The sequence below is a fragment of the Thauera aminoaromatica S2 genome, assembly GCF_000310185.1.
GTDB classification, from domain to species: Bacteria; Pseudomonadota; Gammaproteobacteria; order Burkholderiales; family Rhodocyclaceae; genus Thauera; species Thauera aminoaromatica.
In genome coordinates, this window is record NZ_AMXD01000283.1 from 1 (window position 1) to 1,377 (window position 1,377).

General features: G+C 73.9%; 1 protein-coding gene. It reads right to left on the reverse strand.

What is annotated here, in order from left to right; all coding sequences use genetic code 11:
* Window positions 1-955, reverse strand: a 955-nt coding sequence (locus C665_RS19580; protein WP_004329842.1) for an ABC transporter substrate-binding protein, incomplete at its 3' end; no start/stop codon positions are given.
* Window positions 956-1,377: the final 422 nt, after the last annotated feature.

Below are 1,377 nucleotides of genomic sequence, written 5' to 3' on the forward strand. Positions count from 1 at the left end.
GCGCGAGCTCGCGGGCGCGCCCGACCAGCGCCTCGCCGCCCTCGGCGGCGAGGATCGCGAAGGCGCGCGCGGCGGCGCGCTCGCCCTCCTCGTCGGCAGCCTGCGGAATGCCGGCGCGGAATCCATCGCGCAGCGCGACGAAGGTCGCCTCATCCTCGACGCGCATCGACGGGCGCAACGCCTCCCAGGCCGCGTCGGACTCGCGCAGCAGCGCCTTGGCCGCCGCGGAGGCGCGCAGGAAGCCCCGGATCGCGGCCGGATTCGCCCCCGCCCAGCGCTCGCCGAACACCCAGCCCACCAGCGGCATCTCGTCGCCGATGCCGAGCGTGGCGAGGATCTCCTTCATGCCCAGCACCTCGGGCATACCGGCGGCGGCGAGGCGCGCCCCGTAGTGCCAGAAGTTCATCGCCGCCGGCAGCTCGCCGCGCGTCACCAGCTCGTTGAGCAGCGGCGGCGCGGCGAACTGCGGGCGCAGGAAGCTCGCGGCGTCCTCGCCCACGGTCCGGCGGGCATACGCGCGCAGCAGCAGCCAGCTCTTGTCGAGCGCGCCGCCCGCGACGCCGAGGCGCTGGCCACGCAGGTCGGCGAAACCGGCGATGCCCGCGTCCGGGCGCGCATGGATGCCGCCGACCGCCTGCGAGAAGGGCACGAAGACGAAGTCCGCCCCCTCCGAGCGCATGCGCGCCACCCACAGCCAGTCATTGACGATGACATCGACCTCGCCGCCCTGGAGGGCGACGTTGGCGGCGTCCTTGAGCGCGAGCGGGACGATGCGGATGTCCACCCCCTCGCGCTCGAGCAGGCCGTGGCGCTGCATGGTCTCGAGCTCCCAGCTCACCGTGCCGAACTGCAGCACGCCGACGCGGACGACCGGGCGGTCGGCGGCGAGCGCGGCGCTGCCCGCGGCGAGCGCCAGCAGGACGATGCCGATCAGGCGGGCGAACAGCTGCAGCATGGGGTCTCCTCCGTTGTCTTGCATGGCCCGGGAACGGGCGCAGGCCTTTTGTGCCGATTCCCCAGCAGGTTCCGTGCCAGCGATCGACATCGCGCCCCCCTGCACGCGACTGCCCGCGGCGCAGCAGCGCTGGCGCAGCGGCGACTGTTCCGTTTGGGAGCAAGCTTGCTCAGGGACGCAACAACTATGCGCCGGCATCTGCATGCAAGCAGGTCCCGCCGCGGTCCGCACCCCCTCGTCATCCTCGGCACGAATCCTGCGTGGGTGGCCACGGGCGGCCTCGGCCGCAGCGACTCCAGGACCACCACAGCGATGTCCAGCCTACCGACTCCCGCAGCTTCCCCCGCCCCGCCTCCCCCCCGGGGCACGCCGACGACGCGCACGGTCGGGCACCCCATCGACGACGCGGCGCGTGATCGCCG